Genomic DNA, 20,824 nt, shown 5'->3' with positions numbered 1-20,824 from the left:
TTTCGGAGTCACTCGATGCGTAGCCCGTTGATCGTCGCCGCCCTCGGCCTGCTGTTTTTGGTCGATGTCGCCCAGGCGCAAACCTTGAAGGCCACCAGCAACATCATCGTGCGTGCATCGGCGCGCACCATTGATTTCACCTCGGACACCACCACGTCCATCCGCGACTCCAAAATCGTGCGCGAAGCCCACGACGACGCCGCCAGCTTCGTCGCCACGAATGGCGAGATCCGCGGCGCCCAGCTTGAAGCCGCGTTCGATACCCTTCGCACCCGCGTGCCAGAAGCCCGTGATGCCAGCGACCAGACCCTCGCCGAAGCTATCCTCGCTCTGTGAGGCGCATCAAAACCTGGCTCCTGGCCGGGGTTGTGCTGTTGTGTGCAAGTACAGCCCAGGCCAGCCTGCAACTGCGGCTCAAAACCGATGGTTTGAGCCCGGCCGAACAGCAGGCCAGCCAGGCATTGCTCGATGAAGCGCTGCGCGCCTTGCCGCCACGTTTTGTCGAGCAATTGGATCGGCGGATTGATGTCGGCTGGACCGACAAGATGCCTGAAAATGCCTATGGCCAGGCGTCCCTGGTGTCCGAGCTGGACCTTAATCAAAACCTGCTCGCCAGCCTGACCGACGGCAGCGCCGCCGCCCTCAAAACCAATCGCCCCCACGGCACAGTGCGCAAGGAATTGCTCGCCACGTTGCTGCATGAACTGACCCACATCTACGACCGCGCACGCCTGTGGCCCAAAGACGAGCGCGCACTGATCCAGCGTTGCAGTCGCCAGAACAACATCACCGGCTTGATCGGCCTGCCCGATCAATGCCGTGGCCAGCACGACCGGCGCTTTACCCTCAGTGATGATCCACGCCTGCTGGATCTCGCTGGCTGGCCACAATATGTCGGCCGCCGCGGCGAACGTGAACAGCACAACAATCAGGTGGTGCGCAGCCCGGACATCTACGAAACCACCAGCCCGTTGGAGTTCGTGGCAGTCAACATGGAGTACTTCCTCCTTGACCCCAGCTACGCCTGCCGACGCCCTGCGCTGTTCCGCTATTACAAGGAACATTTCGGCTGGGCGCCGCTCGACCAGCAACCCTGTGCCAAGACATACCCTTTCCTGAACGCCGGCAATGACTTCGCCAAGACGCCACTGGGGCAAATAGACCCGGAACGGGTGTATGAAATCGATTACCTGCTCGCCGAAGCCAACCAGAATCTGGTGAGCCGCTGGGGCCATAGCATGTTGCGCCTGGTGATCTGCGCGCCAGGTCGCCCGCGTGGCCCCGATTGCCGGCTGGATCTGGACCGCCACCTGGTGCTGTCCTACCGCGCCTTCGTCGGTGACGTACAGCTGTCGAGCTGGGATGGGCTGGTGGGCAAGTACCCGTCGCGACTGTTCGTATTGCCGCTGGCCCAGGTCATCGATGAATACACCAAGACCGAATTGCGAGGCCTGGCGTCGGTACCGCTGAAGCTCAACCGCCAGGAAATCAACGACACCGTCGAGCATGCGGCTGAAATGCACTGGAGCTATGACGGCAACTATTTCTTTATCTCCAACAACTGTGCGGTTGAAAGCCTGAAACTGTTACGCAGTGGCAGTGCCAACCCGCAATTGACCGGCCTGGACAACATCACCCCCAACGGTTTGCTCGAAGTCCTCAGCGCACGTGGCCTGGCCGATACCAGCGTATTGAATGACAAGCGTGAGGCGTTGCGCCTGGGGTACCACTTCGACTCATTCCGCGAACGCTACCAGGCGATGTTCGATGTGTTGCGCAAGCGCCTGCCGATCAAGCAGACCCAGGTCGAAGACTGGCTGGCCCTGGATGCGCAAGCGCGCCGCCAGTGGTTCAGCCAGGCCGACCTGCGTACCAGCGCTGCGTTGTTGTTGCTTGAACAAGCCAGCTATCGCAAGCAACTGATGCTCGCCCAGGACGAAGTCAAACAGCGCTATCTCAATGCCCGCGAGCTGAAAAATGGCGGCATGGAAAAAGCCAACAACACGCTGCAACAGATCCTCGCCAACAGTGGCTTTCTCAGTCGCCCGGCCGAGTTGCTCGACAGTGGCGGCTATGGCCTGCCGCAACCTTCGGAAGCCAAGCGCCTGGAGTCGGAGAGCGCCGAACGTCAGAAGCAGTTGCAATCATTGACCGGCGAGCTGGATAAAGAGGTAAGGGCGCTGCTCGATCCGGCCCGTGCTGCCGAGATTGCGGCGTGTGAGGCCAACCTCAAGCAGCTGGGTGAGCATTTGCGTGCGCTGCATAAAGCGGCCGGCGGCCTCGAACTGCCCTGATATTTTCGTAGCAACCACTGTTCTAATGTGGGAGCTGGCTTGCCTGCGATGACGATGTCACAGCCATAGGAAATGTCGGCTGATACACCCTCATCGCAGGCAAGCCAGCTCCCACATTTTGTTCTGCATGAGCCTCAAGACCAGATGTCGCCCCTTCATCAACAGTTTTAGTGGCGAAAGCTGGCTGAAAGCTTACCCGTCTAGGATCGCCCCAACTGCCGGCAACAGACCGGCTGTAAACAACAACAATGGTGATTCCCGATGTCCGCTCGTACCCGCCTGTTCGCACCCACTCCCCCCGTACGCCTCGTGCCTTTCGTTCTGCGCTGACCCTCACCCGGTTCGCCATTCCCTAGCCGCGCTACGCCTGGAGTATTCCTATGCTGACTTTCCTTGGCTTTGCCATGGTCATCACGTTCATGTTCCTGATCATGACCAAGCGCCTGTCTGCGCTGATCGCCTTGATCATCGTGCCCATCCTGTTTGCACTGTTCGGCGGTTTCGCGCCGAAGATCGGCCCGATGATGCTCGAAGGCATCACCAAGCTCGCGCCAACTGGCGTGATGCTGATGTTCGCCATCCTCTACTTTGCCTTGATGATCGACTCCGGCCTGTTCGACCCGGCCGTGCGCAAGATCCTCAAGATGGTCAAGGGCGACCCGCTGAAAGTCTCGGTCGGCACTGCCGTGCTGGCTTTGGTGGTATCCCTGGACGGTGATGGCGCCACCACCTACATGATCTGCGTCGCCGCCATGCTGCCGCTGTACCAGCGCATAGGCATGAGCCCGCGGATCATGGCCGGTCTGATCATTCTCGCCGGCGGTGTAATGAACATGACACCCTGGGGTGGCCCGACGGCTCGTGCGGCCAGTGCGTTGCATGTGGATCCGTCCGACATCTTCGTACCGATGATTCCGGCCATGGCCGCTGGCGTCGTGGCGATCCTGGTAATTGCCTACATGTACGGCAAGCGTGAGCGCGCACGCCTGGGTGAACTGCACCTGCAGGGCGACGAGATCGACCACAGCGAAATCAGCGTGTCGCAATTCCCCGACGCCCGCCGCCCGAAACTGATCTGGTTCAACGGCGCCCTCACCCTGGCCCTGATGTGCACCCTGATTGCCGGCCTGTTGCCGCTGCCGGTGCTGTTCATGGTGGCGTTCAGTATCGCGATGATCGTCAACTACCCGTGCCTGCAACAGCAGAAAGACCGCGTCGCAGCCCACGCCGGCAGCGTCTTGGCGGTCGTCGGACTGATCTTCGCCGCCGGGATCTTCACAGGCATCCTGTCGGGTACCGGCATGGTCGACGCCATGTCAAAAAGCCTGCTGGCGGTCATCCCGGAAGCCATGGGCCCGTACCTGGCAGTGATCACTGCGCTGGTGAGCATGCCGTTCACCTTCTTCATGTCCAACGATGCGTTCTATTACGGCGTACTGCCAGTATTGGCCGAAGCGGCCAGCCACTACGGCATCACCGCGGTCGAAATGGCCCGTGCGTCGATCGTCGGGCAACCCGTGCACCTGCTCAGCCCGCTGGTACCCTCGACTTACTTGCTGGTGGCGCTGGCGGGTATTGAGTTCGGCGACCACCAACGCTTCACCTTGAAGTGGGCAGTGCTGGTATGCCTGTGCATAATGTTCGCCGCATTGCTGATGGGGATTTTTCCGCTGTTCAGCACTCTATAATCGTACTGACTCACCGCGCGGCGCTACAGCTTGCGCGGTTTAACACTTGCTCAAAGGAATACACATGGAATGGCTGACCAATCCGGAAATCTGGATTGCCTTCTTCACCCTGACGGCTCTCGAGATCGTCCTGGGCATCGATAACATCATCATGATTTCGATCCTGGTCAGCCGCATGCCCAAGCATATGCAGGCGCGTACCCGGATCTTCGGCCTGGCACTGGCCATGGTCACGCGCATCCTGTTGCTGCTGTCGATCACCTGGGTCATGCAACTGACCGCCGACCTGTTCGTGGTGTTTGGCCAGGGTATTTCCGGCCGTGACCTGATCCTGTTCTTCGGCGGCCTGTTCCTGCTGTGGAAAAGCTCCCAGGAGATGTACCACGCCCTGGAAGGGGAAGACGAAACCAACGACGAGCCCAAAGGCGCCGGTGGCAAGTTCATCTACACCATCATCCAGATCGCCATCATCGACATCGTGTTCTCCCTGGACTCGGTAATCACCGCCGTCGGCATGGTTTCCCATGTGCCGGTGATGGTGGCTGCAATCGTCGTGGCCGTACTGGTGATGATGCTGGCTGCCGGCACTATCAGCGAGTTCATCGACAAGCACCCGTCGCTGAAAATGCTGGCGCTGTCGTTCCTGCTGGTGGTGGGTACTGTGCTGATCGCCGAATCCTTCGACGTGCATGTGCCAAAAGGCTATGTCTACTTCGCCATGGCGTTCTCGCTGGCAGTGGAAGCGGTGAACATCAAGATGCGCACCGCCATCGCCAAAAAGAAGAAGCAGCAGGATCCAGTGAAACTGCGTAAAGACATTCCGGGTCAATAAACCTGACCCGCTGCTGAAATGGGGCGCTTGCGCCCCATTTTTTCGTCTGCCAAAAAGTTGATTTCATGACAGTTTTGTTTCAATCCGGAGTTTAGCTATGCGATGCTGGCGCAGAGCCCATTAGCCAACTACAGCTTAAGTACAAGACGTAGAACGGCACGCGGTAACTTTCCTTCGCTCCTCCTGGAGCGCACCTACACGGGGGGCCGAGCATGCTGACCCTGCTCAATCTGCTTTCCGCCGTGACCCTGCTTATCTGGGGCACGCACATCGTCCGTACCGGCATCCTGCGGGTCTACGGCTCCAACTTGCGCCAAGTCATCGGGCAGAACATGTCCAAGCGCTGGCTGGCCTTTATCGCCGGGATCCTGGTGACCGCCATGGTGCAAAGCAGCAACGCCACGGCGATGCTGGTCACTTCCTTTGTCGGCCAGGGGTTGATGAGCCTTACACCGGCCTTGGCCACCATGCTTGGTGCCGACGTCGGTACCGCGCTGATGGCGCGGGTACTGACTTTCGACTTGTCCTGGCTGTCGCCGCTGCTGATCTTCCTTGGGGTGATTTTCTTCCTGTCGCGCAAACAGACGCGGGCAGGGCAGTTGGGCCGGGTGGGGATCGGCCTTGGGCTGATCATCCTCGCGCTGCAATTGATCGTCGAGGCCGCCGGACCCATCACCCATGCCCAGGGCGTCAAGGTGATCTTCGCCTCGCTGACCGGCGATATCTTGCTCGACGCCCTAGTCGGCGCGCTGTTCGCAATGATTTCCTACTCCAGCCTCGCCGCCGTGCTGCTTACGGCCACCCTGGCCGGCGCCGGCGTGATCGGTTTGCACGTGGCCATCGGCCTGGTGATCGGCGCCAATATCGGCAGCGGTGTGCTGGCATTTCTAAGCACCAGCATGCAAAACACCGCCGGCCGCCAAGTGGCCCTGGGCAGCCTGTTGTACAAACTGATCGGCCTGTTGCTGATCATTCCTGTACTTGACCCGCTCGTGGGCTGGATGGACGGCCTGGACTACAGCGCCCAAGGCATGGTCATCACCTTTCACCTGCTCTATAACGTCACGCGCTGCTTGATTCTGCTGCCCACCATTGGCCCTATGGCGCGGCTGTGCGCCTGGCTGTTGCCCGAGCGCGAAGAAACCAATGGCAAGGCCAAACCACGCCACCTCGACCTGGCCGCGCTCACCACGCCGAGCCTGGCCTTAGCCAACGCCGCGCGAGAAACCCTGCGTCTGGGTGACCTGATCGACAATATGCTCACCTCCATGCAGGAGGTGCTGCGCGGTAATCAAACCGCAATCACCCAGCAAATGCGCAGCCTCAGCGATGACGTCGAGGCGCTCTACAGCGCGATCAAGCTCTATCTGGCGCAAATGCCCCGTGAAGACCTGAGCGAACAAGACAACCGCCGCTGGGCGGAGATCATCGAGTTGTCGATCAACCTGAAACTGGCAGGTGACTTGATCGAACGCATGTTGCGCAAGGTCCAGCAGCAGAAAACCTCGCAGCGACGGCAGTTTTCCGAAGTGGGCCTGGAAGAACTCAGCGGTCTGCACAGCCAGTTGATCGCCAACCTGCGCCTGGGTCTGTCGGTGTTTCTCAGCGGCGACCCGGAGAGCGCTCGCCAATTGCTGCGTGAAAAACGCCGCTTCCGCGCCCAGGAACGTCGCCTGGCTCACGCCCATGTCAGCCGCCTGCAGCGCAAGATCGTACAGAGCCTGGAAACCAGCTCCCTGCACCTGGAGCTGATCGCCGACATGAAACGCTTGAACTCGTTGTTTTGCAGCAGCGCTTATGTAGTCTTGGAAACGTCCGACACTGGCGCACTCTCCACCGAAGATATTGCCGACATCACCCATTCGCCCTGAACGTACGACGGCCAGTGAAGTCAGTTAACAATGGACCTCACTCGCCAGGAAGCTTGTTATGCGTCGCCTGTTACTCGCCTGCCTGCTTCTAGGATCGGCACACACCTTTGCCTTCGACCGTCAGCAAGTCGAGGGCTACACCTTGCCCAACGGCCTGCAGCTGCTGCTCAAACCGGGCACCGAACGCGGGCACGTGGCCATCCGCCTGGTGGTCGGCGTGGGCCTGGATGACTTCGGTTGCGAAGACAAAGAGCTTCCCCACCTGTTCGAACACCTGCTGTTCAGCGGCATCGACGGCGGTGGCGAAGGCGACCTCGAAGACCGCATGCAAGCGTTGGGCGGCGAATGGAACGCCTACACCAGCAACGCCGACACTACATTCGTCATCGAGGCCCCCGCGCACAACCAGCGCAAGGTGCTGGACCTGCTGCTGGCAATCCTGACCCGCACGCAGTTGACCGATGCCAATATCAACGCCGCCAAGCAGGTGGTCGAGCGCGAAGACGGCGGCCATTATTCGCACCTGCAACGTTTGCTGGATCGCCAGGACCTGGGCCACAGCGCCAGCAACCAATTGGCCGTCGAGTTGGGGCTCAAATGCGCCGAACGCGCGCAGGTCGGCCACCTGACCCGCGATCAGTTGGAGAAACTGCGCAATGCCTGGTACGCGCCCAACAACATGACCCTGATCGTCGTCGGCGATCTGGACAAGCTGCTGCCAGCCTACCTGGAACGCACCTACGGCCAGCTCGACCCGGTAGACCCAAGCGAGCATCGCCCGCTGCCGCAGATCCAGCACACCGCCGCCACCCAGCGCGACCTGGTCCATGGCTGGGTCGGCGATGGCGCCAAACTGCACTGGCTGTTCCCCGAGCCGGTGCTGGACGACCAGCATGACGAAACCTACGACCTGCTCAAGGATTATCTCGATTGGGCGCTGTATCGACAGCTGCGTCTGAAGCACGGTTTGTCCTACGGCCCTTGGAGCGAACGCGAAGTGCTCGGCGGCGTAGGCTTCCTGAGCCTGAACGCCGACCTCGAACGGGAAAATCTCCCTGAAGCCGAGCAAGTCTTGCAAGACCTCAAGGCACAACTGCTCAAGGACGGAATCGACCCGAAGGTGTTCACTCGCCTGCAGCAGGCTGCCATTGCCCGCCAAGCCTGGGCGGTACAGGGCAACAGTGCGCTGGCCGATTATTACTGGAGTGCCGCCGGCGACTACGCTGACGGCCGTTTCAGCGACCCGGTCAAGCGCATCAAGGCAGTGAGCCTTTCGCAAACCAACCAGGCCATGCGCGAGGTCTTCAAGCAACCGGGCTACTGGCGCATCGAAAAGCCGTTGTTGAGCTATGACGCCCTGACCTGGATAGGTGCGGGCGTGCTTGGGCTCATCGCCATAGTGTTGATTGGCATTCGGCGTTATCGCCAACGGATCGTGGAATGAAGCACCGGGCCCAGCGCTAAGACGTTATTCTGTCTGGGATTTTTTCCTACAAAGACTGCGAACCGCCGAATGCCAAACCTGACCCATCTAATCCAGCGCATCCTCGAACTGATCAAGCGCTACCCAGGGGTAATTGCACTCGGCGGTTTTATCTCGGGTGTGGGCAGCTTTATCCTGGTGGACCGCCAGCAAGGCATGGCCAGCTGGATCGCCGTCATCATGCTGGTCAGTTGGTTGTGGCTGATGCTGGAAAACAGCTTCACCCAACTGTTTGCCAAGCTCTTCAAGCGCGAGATCCCGGAACCGCTGCTGCGCTATGCCACGCAGATGATCCACCAGGAAAGCCTGTTCTTTGTCCTGCCCTTCTTTTTCGTCACCACCGCCTGGAACAGCGGCCAGTCGTTGTTCACCGGCCTGCTCGGCGCGGCGGCACTGGTGTCGATCATCGACCCGTTGTACTACAAGTGGCTGGCGCCCAAGCGCTCGCTGTTCCTGGCCCTGCACACCCTGACCTTGTTCGCCGCATTGCTCACCGCGCTGCCCATCATCATGCACCTGACCACTGCCCAGAGTTACAAGCTGGCACTCGGTGTGGCCATGGCGCTGTCGATCCCGAGCCTGGCGGTCAGCCTGCCGCTGCGCAGCCTCAAAGGCTGGGCGATGCTGCTGGGGGTCACGGCGGCGATCGGTTGCGCCGGCTGGTTCCTGCGTAGCTGGGTGCCGCCGGCCACCCTGTGGATGACCGAAGTCGCCATCAGCACCCAACTGCAGGATCGCACCCCGGGCGATGACCTCAAGGAGGTCACCGCCGACCAGTTGCGCAGCGGTGGCCTCTACGCCTATACCGCAATCAACGCCCCACGCGGGCTGGATGAGCGGATCTACCATGTGTGGAAATTCAACGGCAAGGAAGTCGACCGCATTGCTCTGGATATCCACGGTGGGCGCAAGGAGGGCTATCGCGCCTGGACGCACAAGCAGAATTTCCCGGGCGACGCAGCGGGGCGCTGGCAAGTGCAGGTCCTCACCGAGGACGGCCAGGTGATCGGCGTCTTGCGCTTCAAGGTGATCGACACAGCACAAGCGGACAACCCAAAGTAGGTCAGATCGTGCTATTACGTAGCCATTGTGGATAGCCAAACAAGCTCGGAGCTTATGACCACTCGCACGACCGCCGGCGCAGCCCATCTTGATACGTCCAGCACCCCGCCCTCACTGCGGATTACTGGCGACTGGACGCTTGCCCACTACGCCAACCTGAAAAAGCTGTCGGACACACTCGATGGCCAGTACGACGGCGGCGCCCGCATCGACCTTAACGGCCTCGGTGCGCTGGATACCGCCGGCGCGTCACTGCTGGTCGAGCTGCTGGGCCCCGACCGCATCCAGCACTGCGCCGAGCAGACCGATTGCAGCCTGTCGGCCGCCGACCGGGCGCTGCTCAAGACGGTCTACCGCTCCCTCAATGATTTTTGCGTCCCGCTCAAAGAGCCGGAAGAAAGCGCCGGCATCCAGGTGCTGGCCCGTATCGGCCGCGCGGTGGACACCGTCTGGCAAGACGCCAAGAAACTCCTGGGTTTTATTGGCCTGATCCTTGAGACCTTCGTCCGCGGGATGTTTCGACCCAAGCGCTGGCGCCTTACGCCGATGGTCGCCCATATCGAACAGACCGGTCTCGATGCCGCACCTATCGTGGCCCTCCTGACCTTTCTGGTGGGCGCGGTGGTGGCGTTTCTTGGCGCCACCGTGCTCAAGAGTTTTGGCGCGACGATATTTACCGTGGACCTGGTGGCGTTCTCTTTCCTGCGCGAATTCGGCGTGCTGCTCACCGCGATCCTGATCGCCGGCCGTACCGCCAGTGCGTTCACCGCGCAAATCGGCTCAATGAAGGCCAACGAAGAAATCGACGCCATCCGCACCCTGGGCCTGGACCCGATGGAGCTGCTGGTATTGCCGCGGGTTCTGGCGCTGCTGGTGGCGCTGCCGATGCTGACTTTCCTGGCGATGCTCTCGGGGATTGTCGGCGGTGGCGTGGTGTGTGCGGTGGCCCTGGATATTTCACCGGCGATGTTCCTCTCGCTGTTGCAATCGGACATTGGCGTGCAGCACTTTTTGGTGGGCATGGTGAAGGCGCCGATCTTCGCTTTCCTGATCGCGGCCATTGGTTGCCTGGAAGGCTTCAAGGTCAGCGGCAGCGCCGAATCAGTCGGCGCGCACACCACATCCAGTGTGGTGCAGTCGATTTTTGTGGTGATCGTGCTGGATGCGGTCGCCGCGATGTTCTTCATGGAGATGGGCTGGTGAGTCGTCTACACCGTACGCCCACTGAGGCGGTTATTGAGGTACGCGGCCTGTGCAACCGCTTTGGTAGCCAGAGCGTGCATGAAAACCTCGACCTGGATTTATACAAAGGCGAGATTCTGGCAGTGGTCGGCGGCTCCGGCAGCGGCAAGTCGGTGCTGCTGCGCAGCATCGTCGGCCTGCGTCGGCCCAGCGAAGGTGAGGTGCGGGTGTTCGGCAAGAACCTGCCGAGCCTGTCTGAGCACGAACGCTCGCTGGTGGAGCGGCGCTTTGGCGTGCTATTTCAGAAGGGCGCGCTGTTTTCCTCGCTGACCGTTACCGAGAACGTTGCCCTGCCATTGATCGAACATGCCGGCCTCAGCCGCGCCGACGCCGAGCACTTGGCGGCAGTCAAGCTGGCCCTGGCCGGGCTACCCCTGTCAGCGGCCGACAAATACCCGGCTTCCTTGTCCGGCGGCATGATCAAGCGCGCGGCCCTGGCCCGTGCGCTGGCACTGGACCCGGACATCCTGTTTCTCGATGAACCCACCGCTGGCCTCGATCCGATTGGCGCAGCGCAGTTCGACCAACTGATCCTGACCCTGCGCGATGCGTTGGGCTTGAGCGTGTTCCTGGTCACCCACGACCTCGACACGCTGTACACCATCACCGACCGCGTGGCGGTGCTGGCGCAGAAGAAAGTGCTGGTGGCCGACGCCATCGATGTTGTCTCGGAAACGGACGACGCCTGGATTCACGAATATTTCCACGGCCCCCGGGGCCGCGCGGCATTGGATGCCGCTCAATCGTTCAACGAGGTATGACATGGAAACCCGAGCCCATCATGTGATGATCGGACTGTTCAGCGTAATTGTGGTGGTCGGCGCTATGCTCTTCGGCCTGTGGCTGGCCAAATCCAGCGTCGACAGCGCCTTCCAGGATTACGAAGTGATCTTCAACGAAGCGGTCAGCGGCCTGTCCCAAGGCAGTGCGGTGCAGTACAGCGGGATCAAGGTAGGCGACGTCACCAGCCTGCGCCTGGACCCCAAAGACCCGCGTCGCGTCCTCGCCCGCATCCGCCTGGCCGGGCAGACGCCGATCAAGGAAGACACCCAGGCCAAGCTGGCGCTGACCGGCATCACCGGCACCTCGATCATCCAGCTCAGCGGCGGCACCCCGCAGAGCCCGGAACTCAAGGGCAAGAACGGCAACCTGCCGGAAATCATCGCGTCCCCATCGCCCATCGCGCGCCTGCTCAATAACAGCAACGACCTGATGACCAGCGTCAACCTGCTGCTGCACAACGCCAACCACATGTTCTCCCGGGAAAACGTCGAACGCTTGAGCAACACCCTGGATAACCTGCAACAAACCACCGGTGCCATCGCCGAGCAACGCGGCGACATCAAGGTGGTAATGCAGCAATTGATGCAGGTGAGCAAACAGGCGGGTGCCGCGCTGGAACAAACCACCGTGTTGATGCGCAGCGCCAATGGCCTGCTCAACGAGCAAGGCAAGCAAGCCTTCGGCAGCGCCGAGCAGGCGATGAAATCCCTGGAACAAAGCACCGCCACCATCAACAGCTTGCTGACCAACAACCAGGACTCGGTGAACAGCGGTATGCAGGGCCTCAACGAACTGGCGCCAGCGGTGCGTGAGCTGCGTGAAACCCTCGGTTCGCTGCGCGCCATCTCCCGTCGCCTGGAAGCCAACCCCAGCGGTTACCTGCTGGGCAGTGACAAGAACAAGGAGTTCACGCCATGAAGCGTGCTTACCTGATGATCGCCCCTGTGGCCCTGGCACTGCTCAGCGCCTGCTCGATTCTGCCCAAGCCTGACCCGTCAGACGTGTACCGCCTGGTGTCCACCCAACCAACCACCCAAGGCACGCCGGTGAGTTGGTCGCTGCGCGTAGCCAAACCCCAGACCAGCGAGTTTCTCGACAGTCCACGCATTGCCGTGGTGCCTGACGGCAACCTGATCAGCAGCTATGCGAACTCACGCTGGAGCGACCCGGCGCCGGTACTCTTACGCAACCGCCTGCTGGACGGCTTCCAACGCGATGGACGGGTAACGCTGCTGAGTACGGACGAGACCAACCTGCAAGCCGACTATGAGCTGGGCGGGCAGTTGCAGGCGTTTCAAAGTGAATACCGGGGTGACGCGGTGGAGGTGGTGATTCGCCTGGATGCGCGTTTGGTGCGCGGCAGCGATCAGCGGATTATTGCCAGCCGGCGGTTTGAAGTGAGGCAGCCGGTGAGTGACGCCAAGGTGCCAGCGGTGGTGGCTGCTTTTGGCCAGGCCGGGGATCAGTTGAATAAGCAGGTGGTGGATTGGGTAGTGGCGCAGGGCAATACAGCACCTAGACGCTGAGGGCCTCATCGCAGGCAAGCCAGCTCCCACTTTTGAATGTATTCACAAATCAAAATGTGGGAGGGGGCTTGCCCCCGATAGCAATCTAAGGCTTAACCGAAGAACCAGTAGCACACCGCAATAGCCGCCACGACACCGGCAAACTCCGCCAGCAACGCACAGCCCACCGCATGTCGCGCGCGCTGGATGCCCACCGAACCAAAGTACACCGCCAACACATAGAAGGTGGTCTCAGTACTGCCCTGTATTGTCGCCGCCACCAAGGCCGGGAAGCTGTCCACGCCCTGGGTCTGCATGGTCTCGATCAGCATCGCCCGCGCCGCACTGCCGGAGAACGGCTTGACCATCGCAGTCGGCAGCGCGTCGACAAACCGTGTATCCATGCCCGTCCAGGCCACCACATGGCGAATCCCTTCCAGGCCGAAGTCCAACGCGCCCGAGGCCCGCAACACGCCCACCGCACACAGCATCGCCACAAGGTAGGGCAACAGGTTCTTGGCCACGTCGAAGCCTTCCTTGGCCCCTTCGACGAAGGCCTCGTATACCTTGACCTTGCGCAACGCGCCGATCACCAGAAACAGCATGATCAGGCCAAACAACGTGAGGTTGCCCAGGATCGAGGATAAACCGGCCAGCGCCGTGGCCGAGAGTGTCGCCAGCAGCGCCATGAAGCCGCCCAGCACCAACGCGCCAGGAATCAGATAAGCCAGCACCACCGGGTCCCACAACCGCAGGCGTTGCATCACCGCCACCGACAGCAGGCCCACCAGGGTCGATGCGCTGGTGGCCAGCAGGATCGGCAGGAACACCAGCGTCGGGTCGGCGGCGCCTTGCTGGGCGCGGTACATGAAGATGGTCACCGGTAACAGGGTCAGCGAGGACGCATTGAGCACCAGGAACAGGATCTGCGCGTTGCTCGCCGTGTTGGGGATGGGGTTGAGTTCCTGCAAGGCCTTCATGGCTTTCAGGCCGATGGGCGTGGCGGCGTTGTCCAGGCCCAAACCGTTGGCGGCGAAGTTGAGGGTGATCAGGCCGATGGCCGGGTGACCGGCAGGCACTTCCGGCATCAGCCTTCGAAACAGCGGGCCGAGCGCCTTGGCCAGCCAATCGACGATCCCGGCTTTTTCAGCGATGCGCAAAAAGCCCAGCCACAAGGTCAGGGTGCCGAACAGCAGCACCATGACTTCCACCGACAATTTGGCCATGGCGAAAATGCTTTCGACCATTGCCGCAAAAATCCCGGCGTTACCGCCCACCAGCCATTGCGCCAGTGCTGACACCATTGCCACGACAAAGAAGCCAAGCCACAGGCCATTTAGCATCAGTTGAATCCCCCGAAAGATGGGGCGAATGATAGCGGGGCTGACAGAAACGACAAACCCCGGAATTATCCGGGGTTCGTGTCAGCGCAATCGTGCTATCAGCCGCGAGTGGTCTCGCCGGCCGGCAACGCTTCCTTGCTGCGCCAGTGCGGCAGGGAGTTCCAGTAGCGCTCGCCCTTGGCGTCGTCGTACATGCCTTCCCAACGGGAGATGACCAATACGGCCAAGGCATTGCCGATCACGTTCAGTGCGGTACGCGCCATGTCCATCACACGGTCGACACCGGCGATAAATGCCAAGCCTTCCAGCGGGATGCCCACGCTGCCCAGGGTAGCCAGCAACACTACAAAGGACACACCCGGCACGCCGGCGATACCTTTGGAGGTCACCATCAGGGTCAGGACCAGCATCAGTTGCTGGCCGATCGACAGGTCGATGCCATACAGCTGGGCAATAAAGATTGCCGCGATGCTCTGGTACAGGGTCGAACCGTCGAGGTTGAACGAATAACCGGTCGGCACCACGAAGCTGCAGATCGCCTTCGGCGCGCCGTAGGCTTCCATCTTCTCGATCACCCGGGGCAGCACGGTTTCGGAACTGGCGGTGGAGTAAGCCAGTACCAGCTCATCCTTGAAGATGCGCATCACTTTCAGGATCGAGAAGCCAAACAGACGGGCGATCAGGCCCAGTACCGCGAAGGCGAAGAACAGGATGGCGACGTAAACCAGGATCACCAGCTTGGCCAGCGGCAGCAAGGAGGCAAAGCCGAAGTTGGCGACGGTCACCGCGATCAGGGCAAACACGCCGATAGGGGCGTACTTCATGATCATGTGAGTGACTTTGAACATGCTCTCGGACACGCCCTGGAACATCGTCACCAGCGGCTCGCGCAGCTCAGGCTTGAGGCTCGACAAGCCCAGGCCGAACAGCACCGAGAAGAAGATGATCGGCAGCATTTCACCACGGGCAACCGCCGCGAAGATGTTCGATGGGATCAGGTTGAGGATGGTTTCGATGAACGCATGTTCGTGCTGCACCTCGGCGGCGGTCGCCTGGTACTTGGAGATGTCGACGGTACCCAGGGTACTCATGTCGATGCCGGCGCCCGGGTGGAACAGGTTGGCCAGCAGCAGGCCAACCACGATGGCGATGGTAGTGACCACTTCGAAGTAAAGGATGGTTTTGACGCCGATGCGACCGAGCTTTTTCGCGTCACCCACACCGGCAATGCCGACGATCAGCGAGGAAATCACAATCGGGATCACGATCATCTTGATCAGGCGGATAAAGATATCGCCTGCCGGCTGCAATACATTGCTGATCCACCAGGCCTTTTCAGCACTGAAATGGTTGAGCACTGCACCGATTGCGATCCCCAGTACCAAACCGATGAGGATCTGCCAGGCGAGGCTTAGCTTTGCCTTCTTCATGTCATTACCCTTACTTCAAGTGGACTTATGGCAAATGCGCCAGCTGCAACGCTCGAAAGCGAAAAAGTGTGTGCATCAGCCTCCATGGAAGGTCACCGCAGCGTGGCCGAAATGGCTTACTGGTAGGCGAAAAAAGGCGCAACTATTCCCATGCAAGGGAGCGACGTCTAATGCCGTAAACGCCTACCCTATGCCGAATCGGCATGGCTTTTTTTGAAAATAATTGTCCAAACGGTCAGTTCGAATACGCCATTCAGGCGGGTGAATATGCCGTGAGGCGGCCAAATCAGGCTCGCTCAGTGATGCTGAACGACTTGCAACGTTTGGCAGAAATGCGTGAGAAATCCACCACCTAGCACCGGAAATGTCCTATGGCGCGTATGAAAATTTCTCGATAGATGGTCGCCTCGACATACCCGGTAATGGTTGGCGAGAGGCAAAAAGCAAAATTGCGACTATGAGAGGCATAAAGCGAGAGCCATGAAGCGAGAGCCAAGCGCGGGCATGAGAGTCGTAAGCCCGCCGCAAGTTCAGCAAGCTTGAGGACTTGTGAACTTGCGTCGCAGCTTTTCGCCTGACCCGGCCCTTTCGCAGGCACTCTCTGTACCCGTAGGTCACGCCGATCTTGATCGATCAGAGCAACCCGGCCCCCTGGTCATGCACCACCCTTGGCGAGTGATGCAAACAGAAAGAAGCGCAGGGGCTTCTTTCTATGGACGCTGGCTCCGTCTCAGACGGAACCTAGTACCAATTCGGATCTTTCTTCAGTTGTTCCATCAACAGCTTTTGCATGCCTTCATCCGGCTTACCGAGGAAACGGTAATCAGCATGCCGTGTCGGGGACTTGTCGGCCGGCAAACCGGCTGGGACTTCCACCAACATCGCGTAGGCATCTTCCTTATCGAAACTGAAGGCCACAATGAGGCGCTTGTTCAAGCAGGTATCCGCAGTTTCGCAAAGCGGGCCCACCAGATACTTGTCACCGTCCTCTTCAACAGCATTCATTTGTTCGGCCGTACCCGACAGGTTCATGACCCATTCCGGCAGGCGCTGTTCTTTCTTCACCACGTCTTGCCAAGTCTCACGGTACTGCGGGTCCGCGCTGAGCAATTCGTTAGCCCGGGACTGACCGTCATTGGCGGCCGACGCCAGGCTGCTGCCGCCCAAGAGCAGGGCGGCAGCAATGGCTTTAAAGGGCAGAGTGGTCATATTCAACCTCGGCCTTTACGACCAAAGAAGAACGAAGCAATGAACATCACCAGGAAGACGACAAACAGGATCTTGGCGATGCCGGTGGCGGTGCCAGCGATACCACCGAAGCCCAGGACTGCAGCGACAATGGCGATGATCAGAAATGTGATTGCCCAACTCAACATGGTGATTCTCCTTATGCTTCTATAGGGGTAACAGCGGTAGTGCCGTGCAGTCGCTCAACACAAGCGACTTGTTCTTGCCTAGAACACCCAGCGCTCTTGAGCAGGCAGTTCGTCCAGAGTGGAATCCTGATCGACCAAGCTCAATTGCGGGGCAGTTACATTAGCGCTGGCGCTGCCAATGGAACGGAAATGGGTCTGGGTCATGACCGGACGCTCAAATTGCGGGGCTGGCTGCTCACTCTGCTGCCAGTGCTGCATCTGCTGGCCGGCAATCAACGTGACCATCAAGGCCAGGCTGGCAAAAAGGCCCTGCTGCATACGCAGCGGCGATACACGCAATTGGCTGAGGCTTTGGCGAGTCATGCTGCTGTTCTCCCGCATTCTGATTATTCGTTCATGACACTCTTGGGAGGAATATTGCAGACTGCGTGCCAGCTTTATTGCAAAATAAAACACAATAAAATCAATATGTTATGTGGCGCGCAAGGATGTAGCACCCAGCATCCTGCACGATGCCTCTTTAGATGCCGTGCGAAATGCACGATGGCCAGTGGTCGGGTCAGAGGATCGAAAGCGCACGCTCAGTTGCCTAAGTCGCGATAACGCACAAGAAGGCCATCAGCCGGCGCTTTGTAGGAAGGCGTGTAGATACCTACACGAAGATGCCTTTTATGAATCAGAATAAACCATGCAACTTGCCCGATTATTCCGGGACTAAACACCATCTTATTTAATAGTTAAGGAGCGCGGGACAGATGGATTCAGCCAAGGAGCTTCAAGGCCGCATTCTTTTAGTGGATGACGAATCCGCAATCCTCCGCACGTTCCGTTATTGCCTGGAAGACGAGGGCTACACCGTTGCCACCGCCAACAGCGCCGCCCAGGCCGATGCCCTGATGCAGCGCCAGGTGTTCGACCTGTGCTTTCTGGACTTGCGCCTGGGCGAGGACAACGGCCTGGATGTACTCGCGCAGATGCGTATCCAGGCTCCGTGGATGCGTGTGGTGATCGTCACGGCCCACTCCGCCGTGGATACCGCCGTGGACGCAATCCAGGCCGGTGCCGCCGACTACCTGGTCAAACCCTGCAGTCCGGACCAATTGCGCCTGGCCACCGCCAAGCAACTGGAAGTGCGCCAGCTCTCTGCGCGACTGGAGGCCCTGGAAGGCGCAGTGCGCCAGCCCAAGGATGGCCTCGACTCTCACAGCCCATCGATGATGGTGGTACTGGAAACTGCGCGCCAGGTGGCCGGGACCGATGCAAACATCTTGATCCTTGGCGAGTCCGGCACCGGTAAAGGTGAGCTGGCCCGTGCCATTCACGGCTGGAGCAAACGCGCCAAGAAGTCTTGCGTGACCATCAACTGCCCGTCACTGACCGCCGAGCTGATGGAGAGCGAACTGTTCGGCCATAGTCGCGGCGCGTTCACCGGCGCCAGTGAAAGCACCTTGGGACGCGTTAACCAGGCTGACGGCGGCACGTTGTTTCTCGACGAGATCGGCGATTTTCCCCTCACGTTACAACCAAAGCTGCTGCGCTTCATTCAGGATAAGGAATATGAGCGTGTGGGCGACCCAGTCACCCGCCGCGCCGACGTGCGCATCCTCGCCGCCACCAACCTGAACCTGGAAGACATGGTGCGCGACGGCCGCTTCCGGGAAGACTTGCTGTACCGCCTCAATGTCATCACCCTGCACCTGCCGCCGCTGCGCGAACGCAGTGAAGACATCCTTACCCTGGCTGACCGCTTCCTGGCACGCTTCGTCAAGGAATACGCCCGCCCCGCGCGCGGCTTCAGTGATCAGGCCCGTGAAGCGCTGCTCAACTATCGCTGGCCCGGCAACATCCGCGAGCTGCGTAACGTAGTGGAGCGCGCCAGCATCATCTGCCCCCAGGAAAAGGTAGAGATCAGCCATTTGGGGATGGCCGAGCAACCGACCAACAATGCGCCCCGTATCGGCGCGGCGTTGAGCCTGGACGAGCTCGAAAAAGCCCATATCGGGGCCGTGCTCGCCACCAGTGACACGCTGGATCAAGCAGCTCGCACCCTCGGAATCGACGCGTCGACCCTGTACCGCAAACGCAAACAGTACAACCTGTGAGCAGGACCTTATGAAGCTCGCGATGAAACTGCGCACTCGGTTATTTCTGAGCATTTCAGCGCTGATCACCGTGGCCTTGCTGGGATTGATCCTGGGCCTGGTCAGCGTCATGCAAATGGCCAAGACCCAGGAATCGCTGATTCGCAGTAACTTCATCACCCTGGACCTGGGGCTCAAGTTGCGTCAGAGCCTGGGCGACCAGCTGATCATGATGCTGGAGAAACGTCCCGACCCTGAGGCCCTGAGGGCCTCCAAGCAGCATTATTTCGACCTGCTGGACCAAGGCGTCGCCCATGAGCAGTCGATCGGTAAAAGCCATGGCTTTGGCCAGGCCCGCTCCGACTATCAGAACCTGCTCGAAGCGTTCGACCAATCCCAGCAGGAAACACCGCCGCCGGGCAGCAAGGAAAAAATCACTGAAACCTTCAACATACTGCGCAACGGACTGATTGCCGATCACAAGCAGGCACTGGAGAACATTAGCGCCAGCGAGCACAAGTCCCGTGAGCGCGCGTTATTGATTGCAGGGCTGCTCGGGTTGGTGGGACTGGCAGTGTTGATCATTGGCTTTGTCACGGCCCATGGCATCGCGCGGCGCTTTGGCGGACCGATCGAGGCACTGGCCAAAGCCGCCGACAAGATCGGACAGGGCGATTTTGAAGTGACCCTGCCTATCTCCTCAGCAGCGGAAATGAATCAGCTGACCCGCCGTTTCGGCATCATGGCCGAAGCATTGCGCCAGCATCAGGCTACCAATGTCGATGAGCTGTTGGCCGGCCAACAGCGCCTGCAAGCAGTGCTCGACAGTATTGATGACGGCCTGCTGATGATTGATCGTCAGGGCTGCCTGGAGCACCTCAACCCGGTTGCACAGCGCCAACTGGGCTGGGACGAGGAGCGCCTCGGCCAGGGCTTGGGCGAAGCCCTGGGTCGTGCAGAGATGGATGAACAACTGCAACTGGTGCTGCGCGGCGGCAATCTGGAGCGGGCGCCGGATGATCTGGAAGTGGAGGTCGAGGGCGAACTGCGCCTGCTGACCTACAGCCTGACCCCTGTGAGCCATACACAGGGTCATATTCTGGGGGCTGTGATGGTGCTGCATGACGTCACCGAACAGCGCGCCTTCGAACGAGTGCGTAGCGAGTTCGTGTTACGCGCCTCTCATGAGCTGCGCACGCCGGTGACCGGCATGCATATGGCCTTCGGCCTGTTTCGCGAGCGCGCGAAGTTCCCGGCAGACTCCCGTGAAGCGGACCTGCTGGATACGGTCAACGAAGAAATGCAGCGCCTGATGCAGCTGATCAACGACTTGCTCAACTTCTCGCGCTACCAGAACGGCCTGCAAAAACTCACCCTGGGGGCCTGCGATGTGACCGACCTGCTGGAACACGCACGGGCACGATTTGCCGAACCCGCCAATGCGCAGCACATTGAGTTGCTGGTGGAGGCCCAGCCGGAGTTGCCGCGACTGTATGCCGACCAGGTGCAACTGGAGCGCGTGCTCGACAATTTGCTCGGCAACGCGTTGCGCCACACCGCCGAAGGCGGGCAGATTCGCCTGCAGGCACGGCGTCATGGCGAACGGGTGATTATCAGTGTTGAAGACAACGGCGAAGGTATCGCCTATGGTCAGCAAGGGCGAATCTTCGAACCCTTTGTGCAGGTGGGTCGCAAGAAAGGCGGCGCGGGCCTGGGGCTGGCCCTGTGCAAGGAGATCGTGCAGTTGCACGGCGGCCGCATGGGCGTGTATTCACGGCCGGGGCAGGGTACGCAGTTCTATATGGCATTACCGTTGTAGAAGCGAGCTTGCTCG

18 protein-coding genes are annotated in these 20,824 nt (G+C 60.1%); 13 read left to right on the top strand and 5 right to left on the bottom strand.

The features are described 5' to 3' along the window. Positions 1-15 precede the first annotated feature (15 nt). The 11 genes from PSEBG33_RS26175 to PSEBG33_RS26225 all read left to right on the top strand — a co-directional run bounded on the left by PSEBG33_RS26175 (position 16) and on the right by PSEBG33_RS26225 (position 12,781). Positions 16-336 carry a DUF2388 domain-containing protein gene (locus PSEBG33_RS26175; protein WP_005783494.1) on the top strand — a complete coding sequence of 107 codons (321 nt, stop codon included), beginning with the start codon at positions 16-18 and terminating at the stop codon, positions 334-336. Further along, the gene (locus tag PSEBG33_RS26180) at positions 333-2,294 is read left to right on the top strand and encodes a DUF4105 domain-containing protein (protein WP_005783492.1); all 1,962 of its coding nucleotides are present in this window, start codon (positions 333-335) and stop codon (positions 2,292-2,294) included. The genes PSEBG33_RS26175 and PSEBG33_RS26180 overlap by 4 nt, the downstream gene beginning before the upstream one ends. A gap of 380 nt (positions 2,295-2,674) precedes the next feature. Next, positions 2,675-3,982 carry a CitMHS family transporter gene (locus PSEBG33_RS26185; protein ID WP_003187405.1) on the top strand — a complete coding sequence of 436 codons (1,308 nt, stop codon included), beginning with the start codon at positions 2,675-2,677 and terminating at the stop codon, positions 3,980-3,982. A 64-nt stretch (positions 3,983-4,046) separates the two neighbouring features. Beyond that, positions 4,047-4,814: a TerC family protein gene (locus PSEBG33_RS26190; protein ID WP_005783489.1), complete on the top strand. Its 768-nt coding sequence runs from the start codon at positions 4,047-4,049 to the stop codon at positions 4,812-4,814. A gap of 212 nt (positions 4,815-5,026) precedes the next feature. Further along, a complete protein-coding gene (locus tag PSEBG33_RS26195) occupies positions 5,027-6,685 on the top strand; it encodes a Na/Pi cotransporter family protein (protein ID WP_005783487.1) in 1,659 nt (552 codons plus the stop codon). Between the two features lie 58 nt (positions 6,686-6,743). After that, positions 6,744-8,129: a M16 family metallopeptidase gene (locus PSEBG33_RS26200; protein ID WP_005783486.1), complete on the top strand. Its 1,386-nt coding sequence runs from the start codon at positions 6,744-6,746 to the stop codon at positions 8,127-8,129. Between the two features lie 69 nt (positions 8,130-8,198). Beyond that, positions 8,199-9,230, top strand: a complete 1,032-nt coding sequence (locus PSEBG33_RS26205; RefSeq protein ID WP_005783485.1) for a DUF5924 family protein — start codon at positions 8,199-8,201, stop codon at positions 9,228-9,230. Between the two features lie 54 nt (positions 9,231-9,284). Beyond that, positions 9,285-10,433, top strand: a complete 1,149-nt coding sequence (locus PSEBG33_RS26210) for an MlaE family ABC transporter permease (RefSeq protein ID WP_005783484.1) — start codon at positions 9,285-9,287, stop codon at positions 10,431-10,433. Further along, positions 10,430-11,233 (top strand): ABC transporter ATP-binding protein, encoded by an 804-nt coding sequence (locus tag PSEBG33_RS26215; RefSeq protein WP_005783482.1) that lies wholly within the window; start codon positions 10,430-10,432, stop codon positions 11,231-11,233. Before PSEBG33_RS26210 ends, PSEBG33_RS26215 begins: the two co-directional genes overlap by 4 nt. Before the next feature lies 1 nt (position 11,234). After that, positions 11,235-12,173, top strand: coding sequence for an MlaD family protein (locus PSEBG33_RS26220; RefSeq protein WP_005783479.1), 939 nt, complete (start codon positions 11,235-11,237; stop codon positions 12,171-12,173). Further along, positions 12,170-12,781: an ABC-type transport auxiliary lipoprotein family protein gene (locus PSEBG33_RS26225; protein ID WP_005783478.1), complete on the top strand. Its 612-nt coding sequence runs from the start codon at positions 12,170-12,172 to the stop codon at positions 12,779-12,781. The genes PSEBG33_RS26220 and PSEBG33_RS26225 overlap by 4 nt, the downstream gene beginning before the upstream one ends. Before the next feature lie 92 nt (positions 12,782-12,873). Here the strand turns inward: PSEBG33_RS26225 and PSEBG33_RS26230 are convergent, their stop codons facing one another. From PSEBG33_RS26230 to PSEBG33_RS26250, 5 genes are all read right to left on the bottom strand, one after another. Continuing rightward, on the bottom strand, positions 12,874-14,103 hold the full coding sequence (locus tag PSEBG33_RS26230; protein WP_005783476.1) for a nucleoside recognition domain-containing protein: 1,230 nt from the start codon (positions 14,101-14,103) through the stop codon (positions 12,874-12,876). A gap of 98 nt (positions 14,104-14,201) precedes the next feature. Beyond that, positions 14,202-15,533: a glutamate/aspartate:proton symporter GltP gene (gltP, locus tag PSEBG33_RS26235; RefSeq protein ID WP_005783475.1), complete on the bottom strand. Its 1,332-nt coding sequence runs from the start codon at positions 15,531-15,533 to the stop codon at positions 14,202-14,204. Positions 15,534-16,274: 741 nt separating this feature from the next. After that, positions 16,275-16,742, bottom strand: coding sequence for an inhibitor of vertebrate lysozyme family protein (locus tag PSEBG33_RS26240; RefSeq protein WP_005783473.1), 468 nt, complete (start codon positions 16,740-16,742; stop codon positions 16,275-16,277). Positions 16,743-16,744: 2 nt separating this feature from the next. Next, positions 16,745-16,909, bottom strand: coding sequence for a DUF1328 domain-containing protein (locus PSEBG33_RS28285; protein ID WP_003187386.1), 165 nt, complete (start codon positions 16,907-16,909; stop codon positions 16,745-16,747). 78 nt (positions 16,910-16,987) lie between these two features. Next, entirely contained in the window at positions 16,988-17,272 is a 285-nt protein-coding gene (locus PSEBG33_RS26250) for a hypothetical protein (protein WP_005783470.1), read from the bottom strand. 392 nt (positions 17,273-17,664) lie between these two features. On the opposite strand from PSEBG33_RS26250, the gene algB reads away from it, so the two are divergent. Further along, positions 17,665-19,011 carry a sigma-54-dependent response regulator transcription factor AlgB gene (gene algB, locus PSEBG33_RS26255; protein WP_005783468.1) on the top strand — a complete coding sequence of 449 codons (1,347 nt, stop codon included), beginning with the start codon at positions 17,665-17,667 and terminating at the stop codon, positions 19,009-19,011. A 10-nt stretch (positions 19,012-19,021) separates the two neighbouring features. After that, a complete protein-coding gene (locus tag PSEBG33_RS26260; RefSeq protein ID WP_005783466.1) occupies positions 19,022-20,809 on the top strand; it encodes an ATP-binding protein in 1,788 nt (595 codons plus the stop codon). The last annotated feature ends 15 nt before the right edge of the window (positions 20,810-20,824 follow it).

It is taken from the genome of Pseudomonas synxantha BG33R (genome assembly GCF_000263715.2).
GTDB classification, from domain to species: domain Bacteria; phylum Pseudomonadota; class Gammaproteobacteria; order Pseudomonadales; family Pseudomonadaceae; genus Aquipseudomonas; species Aquipseudomonas synxantha_A.
Note: the sequence above shows the minus strand (reverse complement) of the source record. Positions and strands in the feature narration are given on the sequence as shown.

Coding starts and splice junctions, on each gene's coding strand:
- PSEBG33_RS26200 (WP_005783486.1), top strand. CDS start 6,744: ATGCGTCGCCTGTTACTCGCCTGCCTGCTTCTAGGATCGGCACACACC.
- PSEBG33_RS28285 (WP_003187386.1), bottom strand. CDS start 16,909: ATGTTGAGTTGGGCAATCACATTTCTGATCATCGCCATTGTCGCTGCA.
- PSEBG33_RS26175 (WP_005783494.1), top strand. CDS start 16: ATGCGTAGCCCGTTGATCGTCGCCGCCCTCGGCCTGCTGTTTTTGGTC.
- PSEBG33_RS26210 (WP_005783484.1), top strand. CDS start 9,285: ATGACCACTCGCACGACCGCCGGCGCAGCCCATCTTGATACGTCCAGC.
- PSEBG33_RS26250 (WP_005783470.1), bottom strand. CDS start 17,272: ATGACTCGCCAAAGCCTCAGCCAATTGCGTGTATCGCCGCTGCGTATG.
- PSEBG33_RS26190 (WP_005783489.1), top strand. CDS start 4,047: ATGGAATGGCTGACCAATCCGGAAATCTGGATTGCCTTCTTCACCCTG.
- PSEBG33_RS26260 (WP_005783466.1), top strand. CDS start 19,022: ATGAAGCTCGCGATGAAACTGCGCACTCGGTTATTTCTGAGCATTTCA.
- PSEBG33_RS26220 (WP_005783479.1), top strand. CDS start 11,235: ATGGAAACCCGAGCCCATCATGTGATGATCGGACTGTTCAGCGTAATT.
- gltP (WP_005783475.1), bottom strand. CDS start 15,533: ATGAAGAAGGCAAAGCTAAGCCTCGCCTGGCAGATCCTCATCGGTTTG.
- PSEBG33_RS26240 (WP_005783473.1), bottom strand. CDS start 16,742: ATGACCACTCTGCCCTTTAAAGCCATTGCTGCCGCCCTGCTCTTGGGC.
- PSEBG33_RS26205 (WP_005783485.1), top strand. CDS start 8,199: ATGCCAAACCTGACCCATCTAATCCAGCGCATCCTCGAACTGATCAAG.
- algB (WP_005783468.1), top strand. CDS start 17,665: ATGGATTCAGCCAAGGAGCTTCAAGGCCGCATTCTTTTAGTGGATGAC.
- PSEBG33_RS26225 (WP_005783478.1), top strand. CDS start 12,170: ATGAAGCGTGCTTACCTGATGATCGCCCCTGTGGCCCTGGCACTGCTC.
- PSEBG33_RS26185 (WP_003187405.1), top strand. CDS start 2,675: ATGCTGACTTTCCTTGGCTTTGCCATGGTCATCACGTTCATGTTCCTG.
- PSEBG33_RS26230 (WP_005783476.1), bottom strand. CDS start 14,103: ATGCTAAATGGCCTGTGGCTTGGCTTCTTTGTCGTGGCAATGGTGTCA.
- PSEBG33_RS26195 (WP_005783487.1), top strand. CDS start 5,027: ATGCTGACCCTGCTCAATCTGCTTTCCGCCGTGACCCTGCTTATCTGG.